The following is a 20,697-nucleotide window of genomic DNA, read 5'->3' as shown; positions in this document are numbered from 1 at the left end:
AGCCTTTATTTATCATAGAGATAAATCCGCCATTGTTTTTGGTCGTGCTTGATTCGTTAATGCCATACATAAGGATCATGCCATGAACCAATTAACGAATCTTTCCCCTGCCGATATTTCTGCTCAACATGAGCAAGACGCTAAAGATTTAACCCGTATTTTACCTGCTTCACGCAAGGTTTATGTTGAAGGTTCTCGCCCCGATATCCAAGTGCCTTTCCGTGAAATCAGCTTGACTGAAACCCCAACAGGCTTAGGTGGCGAACACAACCCACCCGTCATGGTCTATGACACTTCAGGCGTATATACCGATCCGAATATACAGATTGATTTAAACAAGGGGTTACCTTCCGTGCGTCAAGCATGGATTGAAGAGCGCCAAGATACCGATGTGCTGTCAGGTCTCAGTTCTGAGTTCGGACAAGCCCGTTTAAAAGATATTCGTACTGCTGAAATCCGCTTTGCGCATATTCAAAACCCTCGCCGTGCGCAAGCAGATAAAAATGTTACGCAAATGCATTATGCCAAACAGGGCATCATTACCCCTGAAATGGAATATATTGCCATCCGCGAAAATCAACGTCAGCTTGAACATGTTGATATGCGCCAGCATCCAGGTCAAAACTTTGGTGCACAAAATCTAAGAGAAATTACGCCTGAGTTTGTACGTCAAGAAGTTGCCGCAGGCCGTGCCATTATTCCTGCCAACATTAACCATCCTGAATGTGAGCCGATGATCATTGGGCGCAATTTCTTGGTCAAGATTAATGCCAATATTGGGAACTCAGCACTCGGTTCATCGATTGATGAAGAAGTCGCCAAAATGACTTGGGCCACCCGTTGGGGAGCGGACACCATCATGGACTTATCCACGGGTAAAAATATCCATGAAACCCGTGAATGGATCATCCGCAACTCACCTGTGCCGATCGGAACAGTTCCGATCTATCAAGCACTGGAAAAAGTCGATGGTGTGGCAGAAGACCTCACTTGGGAAATTTTTAAAGACACCTTGATTGAACAAGCCGAACAAGGTGTTGACTACTTTACTATTCATGCAGGCGTATTACTGCGTTATGTACCAATGACGGCAAACCGCTTAACGGGCATCGTCTCTCGCGGTGGTTCGATCATGGCACAATGGTGTTTAGCTCATCATGAGGAAAACTTCCTATATACGCATTTTGATGAAATCTGCGAAATCATGAAAGCCTATGACGTATCCTTCAGTTTGGGCGATGGCTTACGTCCAGGTTGTGTGCAAGATGCCAACGATGAAGCACAGTTTAGTGAACTAAAAACCCTAGGCGAGCTCACCCATCGTGCGTGGGAACATGATGTACAGGTGATGATTGAAGGTCCTGGTCATGTGCCAATGCATATGATTAAAGAAAATATGGATCTACAACTTGAAGTCTGTAAAGAAGCGCCATTCTACACCCTTGGGCCACTGACCACCGATATCGCTCCAGGTTATGATCATATTACTTCTGCAATTGGTGCAGCGATGATTGGTTGGTATGGGACGGCTATGCTGTGTTATGTCACGCCAAAAGAGCATCTAGGCTTACCCAATAAGAAAGATGTAAAAGACGGAATCATCACCTACAAAATTGCAGCGCATGCAGCAGACTTGGCCAAAGGCCACCCAGGTGCACAAGTGCGTGACAATGCTTTATCTAAAGCACGTTTTGAATTCCGTTGGGATGATCAATTCAATTTAAGCTTAGACCCTGATACAGCACGCAGTATGCATGATGAAACCCTTCCAAAAGAAGCGCATAAATCAGCACACTTCTGTTCAATGTGTGGACCTAAGTTCTGTTCCATGAAAATCACTCAGAATGTGCGATATTATGCGCAAAATCAACACAATGCCAAGCAGTCAAATGATACCGAAACAGAAGTTGAAGCAGGTCTCAATGCAATGAAAACCGCTTATCAGGAACATGGTCAAAAATTGTACCACAAGGTGTGAATCGACTAAAAAAAGATTTTCCTGCGAATCATTCTCGGTTAGGATGAGATATGTACAATCTCATCCTGATTGAAGATGACTATTCTTGACCACGCCAGCTACTCAGCAACCGACGTTACGATAGAATCTCGAGAGCCTTTATTTCGGGGGTTCATTCAAGTTGAGAAAGTGAGCTTAAAACATCGATTATTTGATCGAGAAGATTACTCACCCTTAATTCAGCGTGAATTGGTTCATCGTCCAGAAGCCGCTGGCGTTCTACTTTATAATGACCAACAACAACGCTTTGCACTGATTGAACAATTTCGTATCGGTGCATTAAGTGATCCAGTTTCACCATGGCAACTCGAAGTGATTGCTGGTGTACTTGATGGAGATGAATCTCCTGAAAGCTGTATCCGCCGTGAGAGTCTCGAAGAATCAGGCTGTGAGATCACGGAATTAAAACATTTATTTAGCTTCTACCCTTCTGCTGGCGCATGTTCTGAATTTTTTCATTTATATGTTGCAGAAGTTGATTTGCCAAAGGATGGGGGTATTTTTGGAATGCCAGATGAAGGTGAAAATATTCAGCTTCATCTATTTGATTATTCCGCATTAGAAGCATTATTAAATAACGGGCGGTTGAGAAACGCACCTGTAATCATGGCATTACAGTGGCTGTCTCAACATATACAACAAAGATAAAAATCTGAAGGGGCTAAAGACGGTGACTTTCCAAGTCTCATCATTATCGCAACAAGATTTTGTGATGATACAGATTACCGATACACATTTGCTCGAGTATCCACATTTAGAATTTGTCGGGATGCAACCTGAGCAAAGTTTTCATGCTGTAATCGACTTGATGCGCCAGCAACATCCTCATATTGACCTTATTGTACACACGGGTGATTTAGCACAATCGCCAACACCTTTGACGTATCAACGCTATGTACAATATATGCAAACTTTGGGAATCCCCTTTTTTCATACCCCAGGCAATCATGACGATGTTACGCATTTTCCATTCCACGAGGCAGATCAAACCCAACCCACTGTAATTGAGTTGGGGCAATGGAGTATTATCCTGCTGAATAGCGCGCAGCCAAAGCGGATTGATGGCAATATTGCTGAAGTGCAATTGCAACAACTCACCCAGTTGCTGACACAACACCACGATCGCCATGTGATTATTGCCTGCCATCATCACCCTTTTGCCATGCAATCGGCTTGGATTGATCAGCACAAGCTGAAGAATTCATCTGATTTGCTCGAAACGATTCAACCCTTCTCCAATGTCAAAGCGATCGTCTGTGGTCATGTACATCAGGATTCGATCAATACATGGCAAGGCGTTGAGTTCTTATCAACCCCCTCAACCTGTATTCAATTCAAGCCGAGAAGTGATAAGTTTGCATTGGATGAAGAGCATCCAGGCTACCGTTTGATTCGTCTCAAAGCCAATGGAGAAATAGAAACACAGGTCTATCGTTTGTCCACTTCACAACGAATGAATAGTTCAGAAGTATTGGGCTATGATTAGGGACTGCTGACATTTCACAGATGCTTGTGGCAGAGGATATTTTTTTAGGCGGTACAAGGCAGGTTTTGTGAAACTTAGTCATTCTCAGTAAACAAAACCTAACATCGTAGCGGCAAAAAATCTCTCTGCCCCGCAGGGTTATGGCTAAAACATCCCTAAACTGCGTTATGAAACTTGACAAAGGAATCGCCATTGTCTGTATTTCATGCCTTGTTTATGTTGTTTTAGCCTATAACACAATGCATGGCTGAAATAGCAGCAGTTCCTAAAACTTTTGATTACAAATTACATTGGGGATTTCTCACAAAATCTGGACGGGAATGACTACCATCTTGCTCAAAAACTCTATATGATGTCGACCCTTGATGGGAAAAACCATCTCAGGTTTCTATAAAAACACTTGCATATCACCATATTTTTTGCGTATAGATAGTACGTGTAAGATGAGGAATGCCCTATATGGCGAATGACAACCAAAATCAAGTCTTGGATGAACCGACAGAAGTGATTGATGATCTGAAATCGGCGAAACGTGTACGTAAAACCAAACCGAAGGCTTCAGAAGGTGGTACAACTGCTAGTCTGTTTGGAATTGCGCCTTATCAGCCGAAGAAAAATGAAGAATACATGTCAGAAGGACAACTTGAGCATTTCCGCCAAATTTTAAATGCATGGAAAGCGGAGTTAATGTCTGAAGTTGATCGTACCCTAAATACGATGCAAGACGAATCAAGTGCACTTCCTGACGTCAATGACCGCGCGACGCAAGAAGAAGAGTTTGCTATTGAGCTACGCACACGTGACCGTGAACGCAAGCTCATTCGTAAAATCGAACAGTCGATTGAAGCCATTCAAAACGAAGACTATGGTTTCTGTGAAACTTGTGGTATCGAGATTGGCTTACGTCGTTTAGAAGCTCGCCCAACTGCGACTTTATGTATCGATTGCAAAACTTTGGCTGAAATCAAAGAAAAGCAAAACAACGGTTAATTTTTGACAACCGTGTTGAGCCATGAAGCGAAGCAAGGCGATGCTTTGCTTAATCGCTGCTCATATGTGGGTCGGTTTGCGCCATCGCCAACCGGCCCCTTGCATTTTGGGTCTCTGCTCACCGCAGTGGCCAGTTATTGCGATGCCAAGGCCAATCAAGGCCAATGGTTGGTTCGGATTGAAGATACCGATATCCCGCGTATTTTCCCCAATAGCGAAGTACATATTCTCTCTTGCATTGATGCCTTTCAATTTGAACCCGATGCAGAGATTATTTTTCAAAAAGATCGTTTCGATATCTATGAACAGGTGCTTGAGCAACTCAGGCAATGCAATGCAATTTATGCCTGCCAATGTACCCGTAAAATGTTGGGTTCCAATCATATCTATGTAGGAACCTGCCGTGATTTAAATCTGGATTTTGCCGATCAAGCGATACGCCTAAAAGTCGCAGATCAACAGATTTGTTTCAAAGATCGCTTGCAAGGTTTGCAATGTTCTAATTTACAGCAAGATCTGGGTGATTTCGTCTTGAAACGTCGTGATGGCATTATTAGCTATCAATTGGCCGTGGTCGTAGATGATTATCTGCAAGGGATCAGCCATGTGGTTCGCGGTGCAGACTTACTCGATAATACTGCTCGACAAATCTGGTTAGGTTCTTTGCTGGATTATCCCAGCTTAAGCTATATGCACCTTCCGCTTGCCATGAACGATCAAGGGCAAAAACTGTCTAAACAGAATCTGGCACACGCATTGGATATCACTCAAGCCTCCAAACTGTTACAGCAAGCCATCTTGGCTTTAGGTCAAGCGACGGTTGAACTGGATCAACCTCGTATTATGCTGCAACAAGCGGTACAACAATGGGATGTCAACTTAATCCCAACGGGGCTTCATCTCAGTGGGACTTATTTATAAGCAATAAAAAGCCCTGTACATCGTCAGGGCTTATTTCGTCTCAATTCAGTTAGAAATTAGACTCTTCTTTCACTGGATTCAACTCTTGGGTTGACGCATCAATTTTTAGAATCAAGCTAATCATCGCCGCACACATCATCAGTGATGTACCGCCATAACTAATAAACGGTAAGGTCAAACCTTTGGTTGGCATTAATCCCATATTCATGCCTGCATTGACCAGAATCTGCATCAAGAAGATGATACTAATCCCGTAGGCCAAATAACCTGCACGTAAGTAATTATGTTGCAAGGCACGATGACCAATACGGATACAACATGCCAGCATGGTAAACGACAGCATCATCACAATCGACACGCCGAAGAAACCAAATTCTTCACCTAGTACAGCCAGCATAAAGTCAGTATGTGCTTCTGGCAGATAAGAAAGCTTCTGTACGCTGTGACCTAAGCCCGTACCAAACCACTCACCACGACCAAAGGCCATCAAAGCGTTGGAAAGCTGATAACCAACCCCCAATGGATCTGCCCAAGGATTGGTAAACGAGATCAAACGCTGAAAACGGAATGGCTCGAAGATGATCAGCGCACTGACACCCGCAAAGATCGCACCGAGCATGATTAAGAACTGCGTTGCAGGTGCGCCAGCTAAAAAGAATACTCCAACCATCATTAAGACAATAACGACAGTTGCCCCCAAGTCAGGCTCGGCAACAATAAAACCGACAGTTAAGGCCATCACACCACTTAAACGCAATAAACCTTTCCAGTGTGTTCGGACTTCTTTAGCACGGCGTACCACATAGTCAGCGGTGAAAATCGCCATGACAATCTTAGCAATCTCGGTTGGCTGCAAGGTAAAGCCACCGACCTTAATCCAGCGATGGGCACCATTCACTTCGGAACCGACCACCAACACGGCTAACAACAGCACGATGGTAATCAACCATAAAGGAAAGGCATTTTTAAACCATAAGTTTAATGACACCCGATAAGTCAGAAACGCCACCACCGCAGCCACAACAATCGAAATACCATGACGAATCAAGAAATAAAATGGACTTTCGTGAATATATTCCGCATAGGGCATCGAGGCTGATGCCACCATCACCGAACCGAAACACAGTAATGCAATCACACAAAAGATTAGAATATTTCGTGCCGTCATTTCTGCAGGCAACTTTGGCAAACGATTGAGCAATTGCGAAATCTTTTGCACCGTATTTTGGGCTAAATCCGCCATAGTTCTATTCCTAGTTGTTCTCGTCATTCAAGGCATTTACACATGCCACGAATTGCTGTCCACGATCATTGTAGCTTTTAAACATATCAAAGCTTGCACAGGCGGGTGAAAGTAAGACCACATCTTCAGCTTGCGTGTTTTTCTGTGCCAATCGCACGGCTGCTTGTAAACTCTGTGCATGTTGGATCACACTGCTGCCCTGAATTGCTTGTTCGATGACTGCTGCATCTTCACCAATCAAAATCACCGATTTCACATATTTTTGAATTGCATCACGGAGGGGTTTGAAATCTTGCCCTTTGCCTTGACCACCTAGGATCAAAGCCAGCTTACCGTTGTTGACTTCAATAGCAGCCCCCAAGCCATCAATCGCGGCAAGGGTTGCACCGACATTGGTGCCTTTAGAATCATTGTAATAGCGCACACCGTCAATTGTGTCGACATACTCGCAACGATGCTCCAAGCCTTTAAAATGCTTTAAGGTTTCTAGCATAGATGCCATTGGTAAACCAATCGCCTCACCCAATGCCAAACACGCCAAAGCATTGGCAACGTTATGCATCCCTTGAATATACATCTCAGTGGTTTTAAGCAGACGCTCACGGCCACGTGCTAACCACATGCTGCCATCAGCATCACGCAGCACACCAAATTGATTTAAATCTGGTGCATTCAAACCAAAGCTTTGTATCGGTGTGACATCAGGAACCAAAGGACGGCTCAGATTGTCATCACGGTTATACACCACTTTTTTCACGCCTTGGAAAATACGGTGTTTGGCTTTGTGATAGCCCAGCATATCGCCATGGCGATCAAGGTGATCTTCACTCATATTGAGTACCACGGCCACTTCTGCATTCAGATGTGACGTAGTTTCAAGTTGAAAGCTGGATAACTCTAAAATAATCAGTTCTGGTTTATCTTTAAGTAAATCCAGCGCAGGACGCCCAAGATTGCCTCCAACAGCAACCTTCTTGCCCGCATCTTGTGCCATTAGGCCAATCAAAGTCGTGACTGTACTTTTTGCATTGGAGCCTGTAATCGCAACAATAGGAGCTTCTGTAGCACGGCGCAGTAATTGGATATCACCAACGACAGGAATGCCTTTTTCAATCGCTTGCTGAATTTCTGGAAGTTGCGGTGCAAGCCCTGGACTGAGAATAATTTCTTCTGCCTGTAATAACAGTTCCGTATCCAACATGCCAAAACTGGTCCGCACGGCTGAAGGGATTTGATCATGGCCCGGTGGGGTGAGTCGTGAGTCTGTAACTGCAACTTGGTAGCCCTGTTCATGTAGAAAGTTGACTGCTGATACCCCCGAAATACCCAAGCCAGCCACAACTTTCAATCCACCGCGCTGTATTAACATTTTTGCCCCATTTTTTGCAGATTACAGAATGGCAAAAATGTTAGCACTTTACTGTTTTAAATGCTTTTTCAGTTTTGGTTTTATTCAATCTTTTTTGTGTCAGTGCGTAAAAGCTTCAACAGGCATAGCACAACTGATCAGCAACAAAATCAAGCTCACAACCAAGCTACAGATTTAAATACATAGTGCTTGATTTTAAGTTCAATCAATTCGGGGCTCAACCACAGATAAATCAAGATTAAACATGAGATAAGCCAAGAGAGGGTTTGTTTATAAATATTCAGACCTTTAAACAAAGCAGAGAGATAAAGCAGTGTCATTACCAGCATAAAACCCAATAAAATCAATTTATGTTTTAAGCTGAATGATCTCTTCTAGTTCATCTTAATTTGATTCATTTTTTCTTTTCAAAAAAATTGCCCATTCTAAGATGGGCAATTTTAAGATTGCGACTAACGCCATTTCACTGTTTGAATGGGGTCTGCTTTTTTGTTCTCCTTTTCATCAGTCGAACAACCACAGCCACCGCCACAACCCACAGCCATTTTAGGTTTTAACCATGTCGCCAAACGCTGCCAGCCTAAACGCTGACAAGAGTTCGACAAACTCAGAAATGCTGAATTTGCTGTTTGAGGGAACACCTTTTTGAATACGACAACAGCACTCCACAGTACCAATACAGCAACAATCAAGTACTCAAACATAACCGTCTCTCCAATGATTGCCTCCCTTTTCAAAGGGAGACTAGGTGGAATTTCTTAACCCCAAATGCTTGATGCAATTTGATAAGTCAAGAAAGACATTAAATACGCCAAACCGAATAAATATGCCGTCATCACCGCCACATGTTTCCATGAGCCTGTTTCGCGACGTACGGTTGCTAAGGTTGCCAAACAATGCGGCGCGTAGATAAACCATACCAATAATGATAAACCTGTTGCCAATGACCAACCCGTCCCATCAGCACTAATCAAATGCGACAAGCCTTGTGCAATCGCATCATCATCTGCACCCGATAAGGCATAGACCGTACCCAATGCAGCAACCACAACTTCACGCGCCGCCATTGCAGGAATAAGTGCAACCACGATCTGCCAGTTAAAACCAACAGGTGCAAAAATCGGTTGCAGCAAATGCCCTAACATTCCAGCAAAACTGTAGTCGATGTCTGGTAAAGTCGCCCCTTCTGGTGCTTGCGGGAAGGTACACAAGAACCAAAGTAAAATCGACAGGGCGAAGATAATCCCACCGACTCGTTTTAAGAAGATTTTGCCGCGATCGAGTAAGCCTATGCCAACACTTCTTAAATCAGGAATACGGTAACTTGGCAGCTCCAGTAATAATGCATGTTGTGATTTATCTTTTTGCAGAAACTTCATCACAATCGAAACACAGAGTGCGCTGACAATGCCTGACATGTACAAACCAAATAGCACTAAACCTTGTAAGTTGAAAATACCCCATACCGTTTGACTTGGAATAAAGGCCGCAATCAATAAAGCATAGACGGGTAAACGCGCAGAACAGGTCATCAATGGCGCAACCATAATCGTGGTAAAACGATCACGTGGGTCACTGATACTACGCGTCGCCATGATTCCAGGCACTGCACATGCAAAGCTCGACAGCAAAGGAATAAAGGCACGTCCACTCAGACCTGCTTTAAACATGAGCTTATCCAGCAAGAAAGCTGCACGCGGTAAATAACCTGATTCTTCTAAGACCAGAATAAAGAAGAATAAAATCAAAATTTGCGGCAAGAACACCACCACACTACCTGCACCCGCGATGATGCCATCTACGACCAAGCTATGCAGCAAAGGCTGCGAGATATACTCACCGAGCTTCTCACCAAACCATGCAAAGAAGGTTTCAATCCCATCCATAAATGGCGCAGCCCAAGCAAATACTGCTTGGAAGACAATAAACATCATGATTGCAAGGCTTAGCAAACCAAGCACTGGATGTAAGAAAATCTTATCCAGAAAATCAGTACGTTTATCTTCCTGATCAACAAAGTTCACTACATCTTTAAAAATCACTTCAATTTTCTGGTGATGATCCCCTTTCAAGCCACTCAGTTCCGTTTGTGGAATTGAGTACTTGTCTTGATCAAGTGCATGCAGTAGGTTTTCGATACCTGAATTCCGTACCGCAACCGTTTCAACCACAGGGACACCCAAACGCTCAGAAAGCTTTTGCGTGTTGATCTGAATACCACGACGACGTGCCTCATCCATCATGTTCAACACGACAAGGATTGGACGACCCAACTCAATAATTTCCAACACCAAACCAAGATGTAGCTTTAAGTTAGTTGCATCGACCACACACAAGAAGGCATCTTGTTGCCCTTCTTCCGCAATTTTACCTTGGCAAACATCACGAGTAATTTCTTCGTCTGGGCTGGTTGCCTGTAGACTATAGGTTCCTGGCAAGTCCAAGACACGAACCGCTTTTCCAGAAGGAAGCTGAAAATGCCCAACTTTACGTTCAACCGTCACACCCGCATAGTTGGCAACTTTTTGACGTGTACCTGTTAAATGGTTAAATAAAGATGTCTTACCGCAGTTTGGATTTCCCACAAGGGCAACACGTAACGCATCACTCATGCAGGTGCTCCTTCAAGTTGAATTTCAATTTTATCCGCTTCCGCTTTTCGTAACGCAAAACGCGTAAAACCGAGCTGGATTAGAATCGGATCTCCACCAAAGATGCCTTTGGTAATCACCTGTACTTGTGTCCCTGGCACAAAGCCTAAACTTTCTAAACGAACTGCAACTAAATCTGGCTGTTCTGTCTCATCGACCACGCGATTTACTTTCGTAATCATCGCTGTTTGCTTGACTTTTAATGCTGACAATCGCACCGCTTCTAACCCTTAACCCTTTTTTACTAGTATACAAGCAAATGAGAATAATTACCAAAACCAATCTCAGTGGCATTTGCTTCTGTGACAGATCGACAACAATTCATTTTTCTTTTACAGTGCAATTCAACCAAAAATAAATCAGGGCAGCGTTTTCCCTAAAATACCCGCCCCTCTTTCACTGAGAAATATCTTCAACGCCTTATGCTAAATAAAAAGCCTCGTATTCCCGCTGCGGTTAACATTCCCGAACATTTGAGTTTTTTACAGGGTTTTCGGGATTATCTGGTGGCTCAAACCGTAAGCCCACACACTCGCAACGCCTATTTATCTGACCTGATTCAATGTGCTGAATTACATCAGACAGCAGCCTTACCACACTGGTCCAGTGACGATATTGCGGATGTCTTGATTGCACTGACTAAAGCCGGGAAAAGCCCGCGTTCGATTGCCCGTTGCCTGTCTGCATTAAGACAATTTTATAAGTTTTTAAGAGAACAAAAGTTACGGGACGATAATCCTGTTGCCACTCACCATTCCCCCAAAATTGGACGAGCCTTACCCAAAGACTTATCTGAACAAGATGTAGAGGCCTTAATCAATGCGCCTGACATCAATACAGCATTAGGTCTCCGTGATCGTGCCATGTTCGAGGTGCTGTATGCCTGTGGCCTGCGTGTTTCAGAGTTACTGAATTTACGTTTAGAACTGATCAATTTAAAACAGGGCTTTGTGCGAATCACAGGTAAAGGCAATAAAGAGCGTCTGGTACCCCTAGGGCAATTTGCCTGTGACTGGATTGAAAAATATTTAATTGAATCACGCCCACAACTGTATAAAAGCAGCACGGATTATCTGTTTCTGACTCAACATGGTGGCATCATGAGTCGACAGAATTTTTGGTATGCGATTAAACGCTATGCATTGCAAGCCAATATTCAAGCTGAACTCTCCCCCCATACCTTACGTCATGCTTTTGCGACCCATCTACTCAATCACGGCGCAGACTTACGCGTGGTACAGATGCTGCTTGGACACAGTGACCTTTCCACCACGCAAATTTACACCCATGTCGCGCAACATCGTATGCAGGAATTGCATGGCAAATACCATCCACGCGGCTAAATCCACCTTTTATCTAGGATTCAACCAAAACTTGATGCTGTTCACAGAGCCTATGCAAGATTTAACGAAGTGATTCATTTTTTTTGTTATGCTAGGCCCCTTATACAAATGAATTCGTACAAAAAAGGTTCTATATGTTGTTTACTCGGTCTCAGCTTGTAATTGCTTGTACATTAGCATCAACATTATTAGTCAGTGCTTGCTCAAAAGAAAACTCTGCACAAAAACAAGATGCGCTCACAGCAAGTGCACCTGCGACAGGTGAAGCATCAACTTTAAATGAACGCAATGCGCAACAGCGTTTAGTCTCGACCTTAGAGAAAAATTTCAAAACAGCCAATATCAACGCCAAAATTCTTGCGGTGAAGAAAACCGAAGTGCCTAATCTCTATTGGGTAAGTCTGGAAGGCATGGGATCTGTCTATGCCACCGCTGATGGCCAATACATTATTCAAGGCGATGTGGTGCGTTTAGGCGACAAGCAATTACATAATGTCAGTGATGCCTTACAAGCCACTGAAAATAAAAAACATTTAGCGGCACTAAAAACCGAAGATTTGATTGTTTATCCTGCTCAAGGCGGCAAAGCCAAGCATGTAATCTATGTATTCACCGATTCAAGCTGCCCCTATTGCCATAAACTGCATGAACATCTTGCTGAAATTAATGCCAAAGGCATTGAAGTCCGTTATATCGCATGGCCACGTGGCGAACAATTCATGCCAACCATGCAAGCGATTTGGTGTAGTGAAGACCGTAAAGCTGCCTTCGACCAAGCTGCCAAAGGCTTACCCGTTTCGGCTGCTGAATGTAAGAACCCTGTTCGTGACCAGTATCAACTCGGTTTAAATATGGGCGTGAATGGTACACCAGCGATTTATAACGTCGATGGCGAATATTTAGGTGGCTATATGACGCCTGAAGAAATCGTACAACGCTTAAACAAATAAGTTCAAACTACAATACAAATCAGCAAAGACTCGGGCGACAGATTAAAGATGATCTTAGCCCTAGTGTCTGCGCATTTTTTTAGCTATGATCAAGCTTCATTAAAATGATTGAATATAATGGAGTGTAACGTGAAACCAGTTCGTCTGGCGATACTCGGTCTTGGTACTGTAGGTGGTGGAGCCCTTAAATTACTACAAGAAAATGCTGCGGAAATTAAACGCCGTACCGGTCGAGAAATTCAAATTACACACGTAGGCACACGCCGTCCACGTCCAGATTTACAACTCGAAGGCATTAAACAAAGCGATGACTTGATGGAAATCGTACGTCAACCTGATGTTGATGTTGTGGTGGAAGTCATGGGCGGTATTCACCCAGCCTATGAAGTCATCATGGAAGCCATTAAGCATGGCAAACAGGTTGTGACTGCAAACAAAGCTTTACTGGCTGAACATGGCAATGAACTGTTTAAAGCAGCAGAAGACAATGCTGTTCAGATTGCCTATGAAGCAGCTGTTGCGGGTGGTATCCCAATCATTAAAGTGATCCGTGAGGGTCTCGCAGCGAACCATATCGAATGGCTTGCAGGCATCATTAATGGTACAGGCAACTTCATTCTGACTGAAATGCGTGAAAAAGGCCGTGCCTTTGAAGACGTTTTAAAAGAAGCGCAAGAACTTGGTTACGCTGAAGCTGATCCAACTTTTGATGTTGAAGGCATTGATGCTGCACATAAGTTGACGATTTTGGCCTCATGTGCTTTTGGTATTCCATTGCAATTTAATAAGGTCTATACCGAAGGCATCAGCAAAATCACCGCCCAAGATGTGAAATATGCAGAAGAACTTGGTTTCCGTATCAAGCACTTAGGTATCGCACGTCGCGCAGATAAAGGCATTGAATTACGTGTACATCCAACTTTAATTCCTGCTGAAGAATTGATTGCTAACGTGAATGGCGTGAAGAATGCAGTCTTGGTACAGGCCAATGCAGTTGGTCCTACTTTGTATTACGGTGCTGGCGCAGGTGCAGGCCCAACCGCTTCTGCCGTGGTTGCTGACGTAATTGATATCGTGCGTGATATTTCGTATACCGAAGATGGCGCAGGAACAATTCCTCAGCTTGCCTTTGAAGCGTTGACCAATGTGCCAATCTTAAGCCGTGAAGAAATGACCACAGGTTATTACATCCGCTTAAATGCTGAAGACCAGACTGGCGTATTGGCTGATGTCACTACGATTCTTAGCCGTGCAGGCATTAGTATTGATGCCATCATGCAGCAATCACGCTTAAAAGACTTGATTCCTATCGTGATTTTAACGGATCCGATCGTTGAATCAAAAATGGATGAAGCGCTTGCGCAAATTCAAGCATTACCTGCAATTCGTGGCGAAATCGTAAGAATTCGTTTAGAATCGCTCGATAGTTAATCAGGTTGAGGGAAAATGACTTCCCTCACCCCGCTCTACCTCATATTGGAACACCATCATGTCGAATGCCAATCGTTATACTGGTCTTGTAGATCGTTATCGTGACCGTTTACCTGTGTCTGCAACTACACGTGCAATTTCTTTAGGTGAAGGTAATACTCCACTGATTAAACTTGAGAACATTCCACGTCTTATTGGCAAAAACGTCGAAATCTATGTGAAATACGAAGGTCTGAACCCAACAGGTTCATTTAAAGACCGTGGTATGACCATGGCGGTGACCAAAGCTGTTGAAGAAGGCTCTAAAGCAATTATCTGTGCCTCTACAGGGAATACTTCGGCAGCCGCAGCGGCTTATGCAGCACGTGCAGGCATTAAAGCATTCGTCTTGATCCCAGAAGGCAAAATTGCCATGGGTAAAATGGCGCAAGCGATGATGTATGGTGCGATTACCATGCAAATCCGCGGTAACTTCGATGATGGTATGCGTTTAGTCAAAGAAGTTGCAGATCAAGCACCAGTAACGATTGTAAACTCAATCAACCCTTACCGTTTGCAAGGTCAAAAAACCATTGCTTATGAAATCGTAGAAGCATTGGGTCGTGCTCCTGATTATCACTGCTTACCTGTCGGTAATGCCGGTAACATCACCGCACACTGGATGGGTTATACCGAAGCAGTTGCCAACCAACCTGCAGATCAGTTTGAGCAAGTGATTTATGATGCTGCAACAGATCAATTCACAGGCCCTAAACCTGAAGGTCTACCAACTATGGTGGGTTATCAAGCATCTGGTGCTGCGCCATTCTTACGTGGTGCGCCAGTAGAGAACCCAGAAACAGTTGCAACAGCGATTCGTATCGGTAATCCACAAAGTTGGAACCATGCTAAAGCAGTGGTACGTGATTCTAAAGGTTGGTTCGATGAACTGACTGATGCTGAGATTTTAGAAGCGCAACGTTTGCTTTCAATGTATGAAGGTGTGTTTGTTGAGCCTGCTTCAGCAGCATCTATTGGTGGTGCGATCCGTGACCTGAAAGCCGGTAAAATTGCTGAAGGCTCTGTGATTGTATGTACGGTTACAGGCAATGGCTTAAAAGATCCTGACACTGCAATCAAACAATGTGCTGATGCCGTAATGTTGTCAATTGATGCGACTATGGATCAAGTGAAAGATTCGATTCTTTCAAATATGTAAGCAGAGATACTGAAATAAAAAACCAGTTGCCTGCAACTGGTTTTTTATTGTGTTAAAGAAAAGAGACTTTCTTTTTGTAGATATAAAAAAACTCTTCATAAAGAAGAGCATTTTTATATTTCGAATGATTAAACGCGTTTTGGCAAAGTGCTTAACCAGCTTAATAAATTGGTGGCATCGCTATTACGTGCTTGCGAACTTGGTGCGCCTAATAGCACGACAACCGCTGGGCGTGAATTCACAGTCGTATGCATCACCACACAACGGCCTGCTTCATTGATATAACCTGTTTTCGACAAGTTAATATTCCAGCCGCCATTACGCACCAGTGCGTTGGTATTGTTCGATTTAAGAACACGGTAACCTAAATTGAAATCATAGGTTGGCGTCGTTGAAAATTGACGAATCAACCCATATTGCGACGCCGTACTGACCAGAATACCCAAATCACGTGCTGATGAGACATTATGCGGATCTAAACCAGTAGATTCAGCATAACGTGTAGATGTCATACCCAATTGCCTCGCTTTGGCATTCATCGCAGCAATAAAGGCAGATCGGCCACCTGGGTAAGTGCGCGCTAAAGCTGCGGCAGCAGGATTCTCAGATTTCATCAAAGCAAACAAAAGTGCTTCTGCACGATTCATTCGATCGCCAGCACGTAAGGTTGAACTTGAGTTCTTGCCGCCTGCACCTGCGAAATCAATCGATTCCAGCGTAATTTCTTCTGACATGTTTAAACGTGCATCAGCAGTCACTACAGCAGTCATCAATTTGGTAATCGAAGCAATCGGGACAGACATATTACTGTTTTTACTGTACAGCACCTCGCCTGTCTGTGCATCCATCACCAAAGCAGCGCGTGCATTGACTGAAGGCTGACTGCTATACCCGAAGGTATCGCGAATCTGTGTCGACGATTGTGGCGCCGTTGAAGATGTAATTGGTGCTGAACTGCCATTACGCAATGTTGTGGTAACAGAAGTTGAACCTTGTGGACTAATTTCTAGCGGATCATCATCTTCCATGAACTGACTTGCATCACTTGCAGACCAATTCATTGAAGCTGAACCGCTCACACGCGAAGAAGCTGGATTGTTATTCACAACCAGTTCAGCAAAACTTGTTGAGCTCCACGCCAACAAGATAGACATGCTTAAAACATGCATGATAGATTTTTTAGAATTTTTCACGACACAATACTCAACTCAGGACGCTGCACATTTGCGCTTAATACCATTATGCCTTACATTTGAACAAATCAGGTAAAGCTTTTATAGACACAATTGTGTACAACTATTCGCTAAAAACGAAGAATAGGATTGCTAATTTTGTCGTTTCATTGCAAGCTAATTTTGCTTTATGTAACAAAAAACCAGTTTTTTTGAAAAAAGGAGGTCTTCTTGATCACTGTTCTCGTTGTTGATGATCATGAACTCGTGCGCACAGGGATTTGTCGTATGTTGGAAGACCACCCCGATGTAGAAGTCATTGGACAAGCTGAATCGGGTGAAGAAGCGATTGCTTTGGTCCGACAAAAACACCCACAAGTGGTGTTATTAGATGTGAATATGCCAGGCATTGGCGGCGTAGAAACCACTCGCCGCTTATTACAAAGTGTGCCTGAGACTAAGGTGATTGCAGTGAGCGGCCTTGCTGAAGAACCTTATCCATCACTGTTATTAAAAGCAGGCGCCAAAGGTTATATTACTAAAGGTGCACCGATTGCAGAAATGGTTCGTGCCATTAACAAAGTCATGCAAGGCGGAAAATACTTTAGCGCAGATATTGCCGAGCAACTGGCCAGCTCCTATCTTTCAGATACGCAGCAATCGCCGTTTGATGCCTTGTCAGAGCGAGAGATGCAAGTGGCCATGATGGTGGTCAACTGTATTAGCGCCCAAGAAATCGCAGACAAATTGTTTGTTAGCGTGAAGACGGTCAACACCTATCGTTATCGTATTTTTGAAAAGCTGGCAATTGATAGTGATGTCAAATTGACCCATCTTGCGATTCGCTATGGACTCATTAAACCTTAAAATAACAGTAAGCGCCTATGTTAGGGAAAATTGCGTCGTCTGTTTCACAGACGGTCTATCGGCTTGGGGTGTGGTATAGCGGCTATCGACTGATCATCTCGATTAGTCTGCTATTAATTTATTTACTGACTGCTGAGCAACTTTCAAGTAACTATATTTACCCCTTTCTGTATTTTTATACACTGGTGTGCTATATCACCTTTAATATTTTCCAGCTTGCTTTGCTGCAGCTTGTTCCAATACAAATCTCCAAGCAGCTGATTTTTATCTTTATTATTGATGTTATTTGTCTCAGTTTAATCACCTTCGCAGCAGGTGGTCCAAATCTGCAACTCAGCTTACTGTATGTCATTATTATTTTCTCCTCAGCGATTTTATTAAATGCACATCTTTCGCTGATCATTACTTTATTTGCAGTCATCATGGTGGTTTACCAACGCTTTTTAGGTGACTTCTTTGATGCCAATAATTTAACCCATCTTGGCAATAGCATTTTTCTGGCCTTTCTGTTTTTCGTGGTGCATGCGATTGGTCGTATTGCGGTGCAGCGTTTTAAGATTCTAGAAACCTTAACCTTTCATCAATCCATTGAAATTCATCAACTACAAAATATTAACCGTTATATTCTCGAACAAATTGAGGATGGCTATTTGGTGCTAGATGAAAGCAATCATATTGTTTTAACCAATCCAGCTGCCAATACTTTGTTAGGCATTCATTTGGCTGTTTCTTTGGAAAAAACGCCACTGATTAAGTTACAGCCAGATCTATTTGAACTGATTCAATTCAGTAATCTTGAAGATGGCGAAGAATTCAGTTTTGAATCTCAACAAAGCCCTTACACGATCAATGTTCGGGTCAAACATTTGATTGTACCAGAACAAGCGTTGGTCTTATTGATTTTAAAAGATGCCCAGAAGCTAACCCAACAAGTTCAGCAACTGAAGCTCGCAGCGTTGGGACAACTTTCAGCCAGCATTGCCCATGAAATTCGCAACCCCTTAGCTGCGATTGTACAAGCCAATGAGTTAATAAAAGACAGCGATGCACATCAATTGAATATGTTGTCACGCATGATCAACAAGCAGGCCAAACGCATTGACAGCATCGTTGAAGATACTTTAGCTATGGCAAGAAATAAGCCAACAGACCCACAAATCATTGAACTAAATCCTTTCTTTGAAAGCCTTCTGAATGAAGACCTTTCCGATGCGAAACAACGTATTCAGCTGAATCAGACCGAACAGCTCAATATCCTGTTTGATGAAAAACAACTCCGCCAAGTGCTGATTAACTTAATTAGAAATGCACTGCGACATAATGCGACCGATGCGCCCTTTATTGAAGTGAATATACAGCTCAAAGATGGACGAACCTGCATTGATGTTATCGATTTTGGGACGGGTGTCTCAAAACGAGATATTTCTCAGCTGTTCAAACCATTTTTTAGTACCGAAATTAAAGGAACTGGTTTAGGATTGTATCTGTCTCATACCTTTTGTGAGGCAAATCATGCAAAGCTCACCTATATAGAGCGACAACAAGGAGCATGCTTCAGGATTGAATGCTCAAAAATTCATTGATTAGATTAGGTTTCTCGGGGAAATGGCAACAAAACAACCACTCGTCTTATTGGTAGACGACGAAGAAGATTTATGTCTTTTAATGCAGATGACGCTGGCGCGTATGGGCATCAAGACACATCTCGCCTATCGGGTCGAACAGGCAAAAAAGTTCTTTACTGAGTTCCAGTACGATGCTTGCTTAACGGATTTAAATCTTCCAGATGGTAATGGTTTGGATCTGGTTAAACATGTAACACAGAACTATCCCAATACACCGATTGCGGTACTGACCGCCTATGGCAATATGGATATTGCCATAGCAGCCTTAAAGGCAGGCGCATTTGACTTTGTCAGTAAGCCTGTCAACCAGATGCATCTGGATCAATTGATTCAGAAAGCATTGAACCGTCCACAGCCTGAACAAGAGGCTGCCGAAACAGCATTAGAGAATAAGCTGTTAATTGGACGTTCTGCACCGATCCAACAGCTCCGCATCGCGTTAAAGAAAATTGCACGTTCCCAAGCTCCCGTCTTTATTACGGGTGAATCAGGAACAGGTAAAGAAGTCGTTGCGAATCTGGTACATCGCTTGAGTAACCGTAGCGAAGGCCCATTTATTGCCATCAACTGTGGTGCGATTCCAACTGAATTGATGGAAAGTGAGTTGTTCGGACACAAAAAAGGCAGCTTTACCGGCGCAACTCAGGACAAGCAAGGCTTAATTCTGTCTGCACACGGCGGCAGTTTGTTTTTGGATGAAATTGCCGAACTGCCTTTAAATATGCAGGTCAAATTGCTACGGGCAGTACAGGAAAAGAAAATTCGTCCAGTGGGTTCAGATCAAGAAATTGATGTGGATTTCCGTGTGATTAGTGCCAGTCACCAAGACTTGGAACTATTGGTCCAGCAGGGACGATTCCGTCAAGATTTGTTCTTCCGCATTCACGTGATGGATATCGTACTACCACCTTTACGTGAGCGTGGTCAGGATATTTTGTTATTGGCCAATCACTTTATTCAAAAGATTAGCCAAGAGTGGGATCTACCAGCGAAATCCCTATCTTCACGTGCAGAGCAATTCTTATTGCAGCAATATTTCCCAGGTAATGTGCGGGAATTACGCAATATTATTGAGCGGGCAATTACCCTAAGTGATGATAACAATATCGATTTAGCACATTTGCAGACCGCTCCGTTGCGTAGTTCTCTGGCAAATCCAACGCCTTCTTTTTCAAATACTACATCAGAAGAAGTCGAACCCGTACAACACTCGGCAAGTCCAAGCATGAGTTCAAAGAAACTTCCACCTGAAGGTTTAGAGCGTTATTTAGAGAATATCGAAAAAGAGATTCTTCTGAATGCGCTGAATCTCACCCATTGGAATCGAACTTTAGCCGCGAAGAAATTAGGCATGACCTTCCGCTCTTTGCGCTATCGTTTGAAGAAATTTGGTTTAGATACCGAAGACGATGAATAATGCTTAAAAATAAAGCC

General features: G+C 43.4%; 18 protein-coding genes and 1 pseudogene. 12 read left to right on the top strand and 7 right to left on the bottom strand.

Annotation, left to right across the window (positions count from 1 at the left end):
• Positions 1-82 precede the first annotated feature (82 nt).
• The 5 genes from thiC to gluQRS all read left to right on the top strand — a co-directional run bounded on the left by thiC (position 83) and on the right by gluQRS (position 5,414).
• Positions 83-1,978, top strand: a complete 1,896-nt coding sequence (gene thiC / locus NG55_RS19865; RefSeq protein ID WP_065344209.1) for a phosphomethylpyrimidine synthase ThiC — start codon at positions 83-85, stop codon at positions 1,976-1,978.
• A gap of 75 nt (positions 1,979-2,053) precedes the next feature.
• Positions 2,054-2,665 carry an NUDIX domain-containing protein gene (locus NG55_RS19860; protein ID WP_016660503.1) on the top strand — a complete coding sequence of 204 codons (612 nt, stop codon included), beginning with the start codon at positions 2,054-2,056 and terminating at the stop codon, positions 2,663-2,665.
• Between the two features lie 22 nt (positions 2,666-2,687).
• Entirely contained in the window at positions 2,688-3,503 is an 816-nt protein-coding gene (gene cpdA, locus NG55_RS19855) for a 3',5'-cyclic-AMP phosphodiesterase (protein ID WP_016540818.1), read from the top strand.
• A 459-nt stretch (positions 3,504-3,962) separates the two neighbouring features.
• Positions 3,963-4,493 (top strand): RNA polymerase-binding protein DksA, encoded by a 531-nt coding sequence (gene dksA, locus NG55_RS19850; RefSeq protein ID WP_004656335.1) that lies wholly within the window; start codon positions 3,963-3,965, stop codon positions 4,491-4,493.
• A 12-nt stretch (positions 4,494-4,505) separates the two neighbouring features.
• The gene (gene gluQRS, locus NG55_RS19845; protein WP_065344208.1) at positions 4,506-5,414 is read left to right on the top strand and encodes a tRNA glutamyl-Q(34) synthetase GluQRS; all 909 of its coding nucleotides are present in this window, start codon (positions 4,506-4,508) and stop codon (positions 5,412-5,414) included.
• Positions 5,415-5,463: 49 nt separating this feature from the next.
• Here gluQRS and ftsW read toward each other — a convergent pair whose 3' ends face one another.
• The 6 genes and pseudogenes from ftsW to NG55_RS19815 form a co-directional block, all read right to left on the bottom strand.
• The gene (gene ftsW / locus NG55_RS19840; protein WP_004656339.1) at positions 5,464-6,657 is read right to left on the bottom strand and encodes a putative lipid II flippase FtsW; all 1,194 of its coding nucleotides are present in this window, start codon (positions 6,655-6,657) and stop codon (positions 5,464-5,466) included.
• 10 nt (positions 6,658-6,667) lie between these two features.
• Positions 6,668-8,026, bottom strand: a complete 1,359-nt coding sequence (gene murD / locus NG55_RS19835) for a UDP-N-acetylmuramoyl-L-alanine--D-glutamate ligase (protein ID WP_065344207.1) — start codon at positions 8,024-8,026, stop codon at positions 6,668-6,670.
• A 99-nt stretch (positions 8,027-8,125) separates the two neighbouring features.
• Positions 8,126-8,373, bottom strand: a pseudogene (locus NG55_RS21340) (hypothetical protein).
• 105 nt (positions 8,374-8,478) lie between these two features.
• Positions 8,479-8,730: a DUF6587 family protein gene (locus NG55_RS19825; RefSeq protein WP_065344206.1), complete on the bottom strand. Its 252-nt coding sequence runs from the start codon at positions 8,728-8,730 to the stop codon at positions 8,479-8,481.
• A 54-nt stretch (positions 8,731-8,784) separates the two neighbouring features.
• Positions 8,785-10,638, bottom strand: a complete 1,854-nt coding sequence (gene feoB / locus NG55_RS19820; protein WP_004656345.1) for a ferrous iron transporter B — start codon at positions 10,636-10,638, stop codon at positions 8,785-8,787.
• Positions 10,635-10,895 carry a FeoA family protein gene (locus tag NG55_RS19815; RefSeq protein ID WP_004656347.1) on the bottom strand — a complete coding sequence of 87 codons (261 nt, stop codon included), beginning with the start codon at positions 10,893-10,895 and terminating at the stop codon, positions 10,635-10,637. The genes feoB and NG55_RS19815 overlap by 4 nt, the downstream gene beginning before the upstream one ends.
• A gap of 204 nt (positions 10,896-11,099) precedes the next feature.
• Here NG55_RS19815 and xerD point away from each other — a divergent pair, with 204 nt between their 5' ends.
• From xerD to thrC, 4 genes are all read left to right on the top strand, one after another.
• Positions 11,100-12,020 carry a site-specific tyrosine recombinase XerD gene (gene xerD, locus NG55_RS19810; protein ID WP_016540810.1) on the top strand — a complete coding sequence of 307 codons (921 nt, stop codon included), beginning with the start codon at positions 11,100-11,102 and terminating at the stop codon, positions 12,018-12,020.
• 134 nt (positions 12,021-12,154) lie between these two features.
• Positions 12,155-12,970 carry a DsbC family protein gene (locus NG55_RS19805; RefSeq protein WP_016540809.1) on the top strand — a complete coding sequence of 272 codons (816 nt, stop codon included), beginning with the start codon at positions 12,155-12,157 and terminating at the stop codon, positions 12,968-12,970.
• A gap of 129 nt (positions 12,971-13,099) precedes the next feature.
• Positions 13,100-14,401 carry a homoserine dehydrogenase gene (locus NG55_RS19800; RefSeq protein ID WP_004773963.1) on the top strand — a complete coding sequence of 434 codons (1,302 nt, stop codon included), beginning with the start codon at positions 13,100-13,102 and terminating at the stop codon, positions 14,399-14,401.
• Between the two features lie 58 nt (positions 14,402-14,459).
• A complete protein-coding gene (gene thrC / locus NG55_RS19795) occupies positions 14,460-15,599 on the top strand; it encodes a threonine synthase (protein WP_016540808.1) in 1,140 nt (379 codons plus the stop codon).
• A 128-nt stretch (positions 15,600-15,727) separates the two neighbouring features.
• On the opposite strand, the gene pbpG is transcribed toward thrC, so the two are convergent.
• A complete protein-coding gene (gene pbpG / locus NG55_RS19790; protein WP_141669913.1) occupies positions 15,728-16,792 on the bottom strand; it encodes a D-alanyl-D-alanine endopeptidase PBP7/8 in 1,065 nt (354 codons plus the stop codon).
• Positions 16,793-17,002: 210 nt separating this feature from the next.
• On the opposite strand from pbpG, the gene gacA reads away from it, so the two are divergent.
• From gacA to NG55_RS19775, 3 genes are read left to right on the top strand one after another with little or no spacing between them, the layout of a single operon-like run.
• Positions 17,003-17,638: a response regulator transcription factor GacA gene (gene gacA, locus NG55_RS19785; protein ID WP_004656359.1), complete on the top strand. Its 636-nt coding sequence runs from the start codon at positions 17,003-17,005 to the stop codon at positions 17,636-17,638.
• Between the two features lie 17 nt (positions 17,639-17,655).
• On the top strand, positions 17,656-19,221 hold the full coding sequence (locus NG55_RS19780) for a sensor histidine kinase (protein WP_016540806.1): 1,566 nt from the start codon (positions 17,656-17,658) through the stop codon (positions 19,219-19,221).
• A 22-nt stretch (positions 19,222-19,243) separates the two neighbouring features.
• Positions 19,244-20,680: a sigma-54-dependent transcriptional regulator gene (locus NG55_RS19775; RefSeq protein WP_065344205.1), complete on the top strand. Its 1,437-nt coding sequence runs from the start codon at positions 19,244-19,246 to the stop codon at positions 20,678-20,680.
• Positions 20,681-20,697 lie beyond the last annotated feature (17 nt).

Origin of the sequence: Acinetobacter gyllenbergii (genome assembly GCF_001682515.1) — a bacterium.
GTDB classification, from domain to species: Bacteria; Pseudomonadota; Gammaproteobacteria; order Pseudomonadales; family Moraxellaceae; genus Acinetobacter; species Acinetobacter gyllenbergii.
Note: the sequence above shows the minus strand (reverse complement) of the source record. Positions and strands in the feature narration are given on the sequence as shown.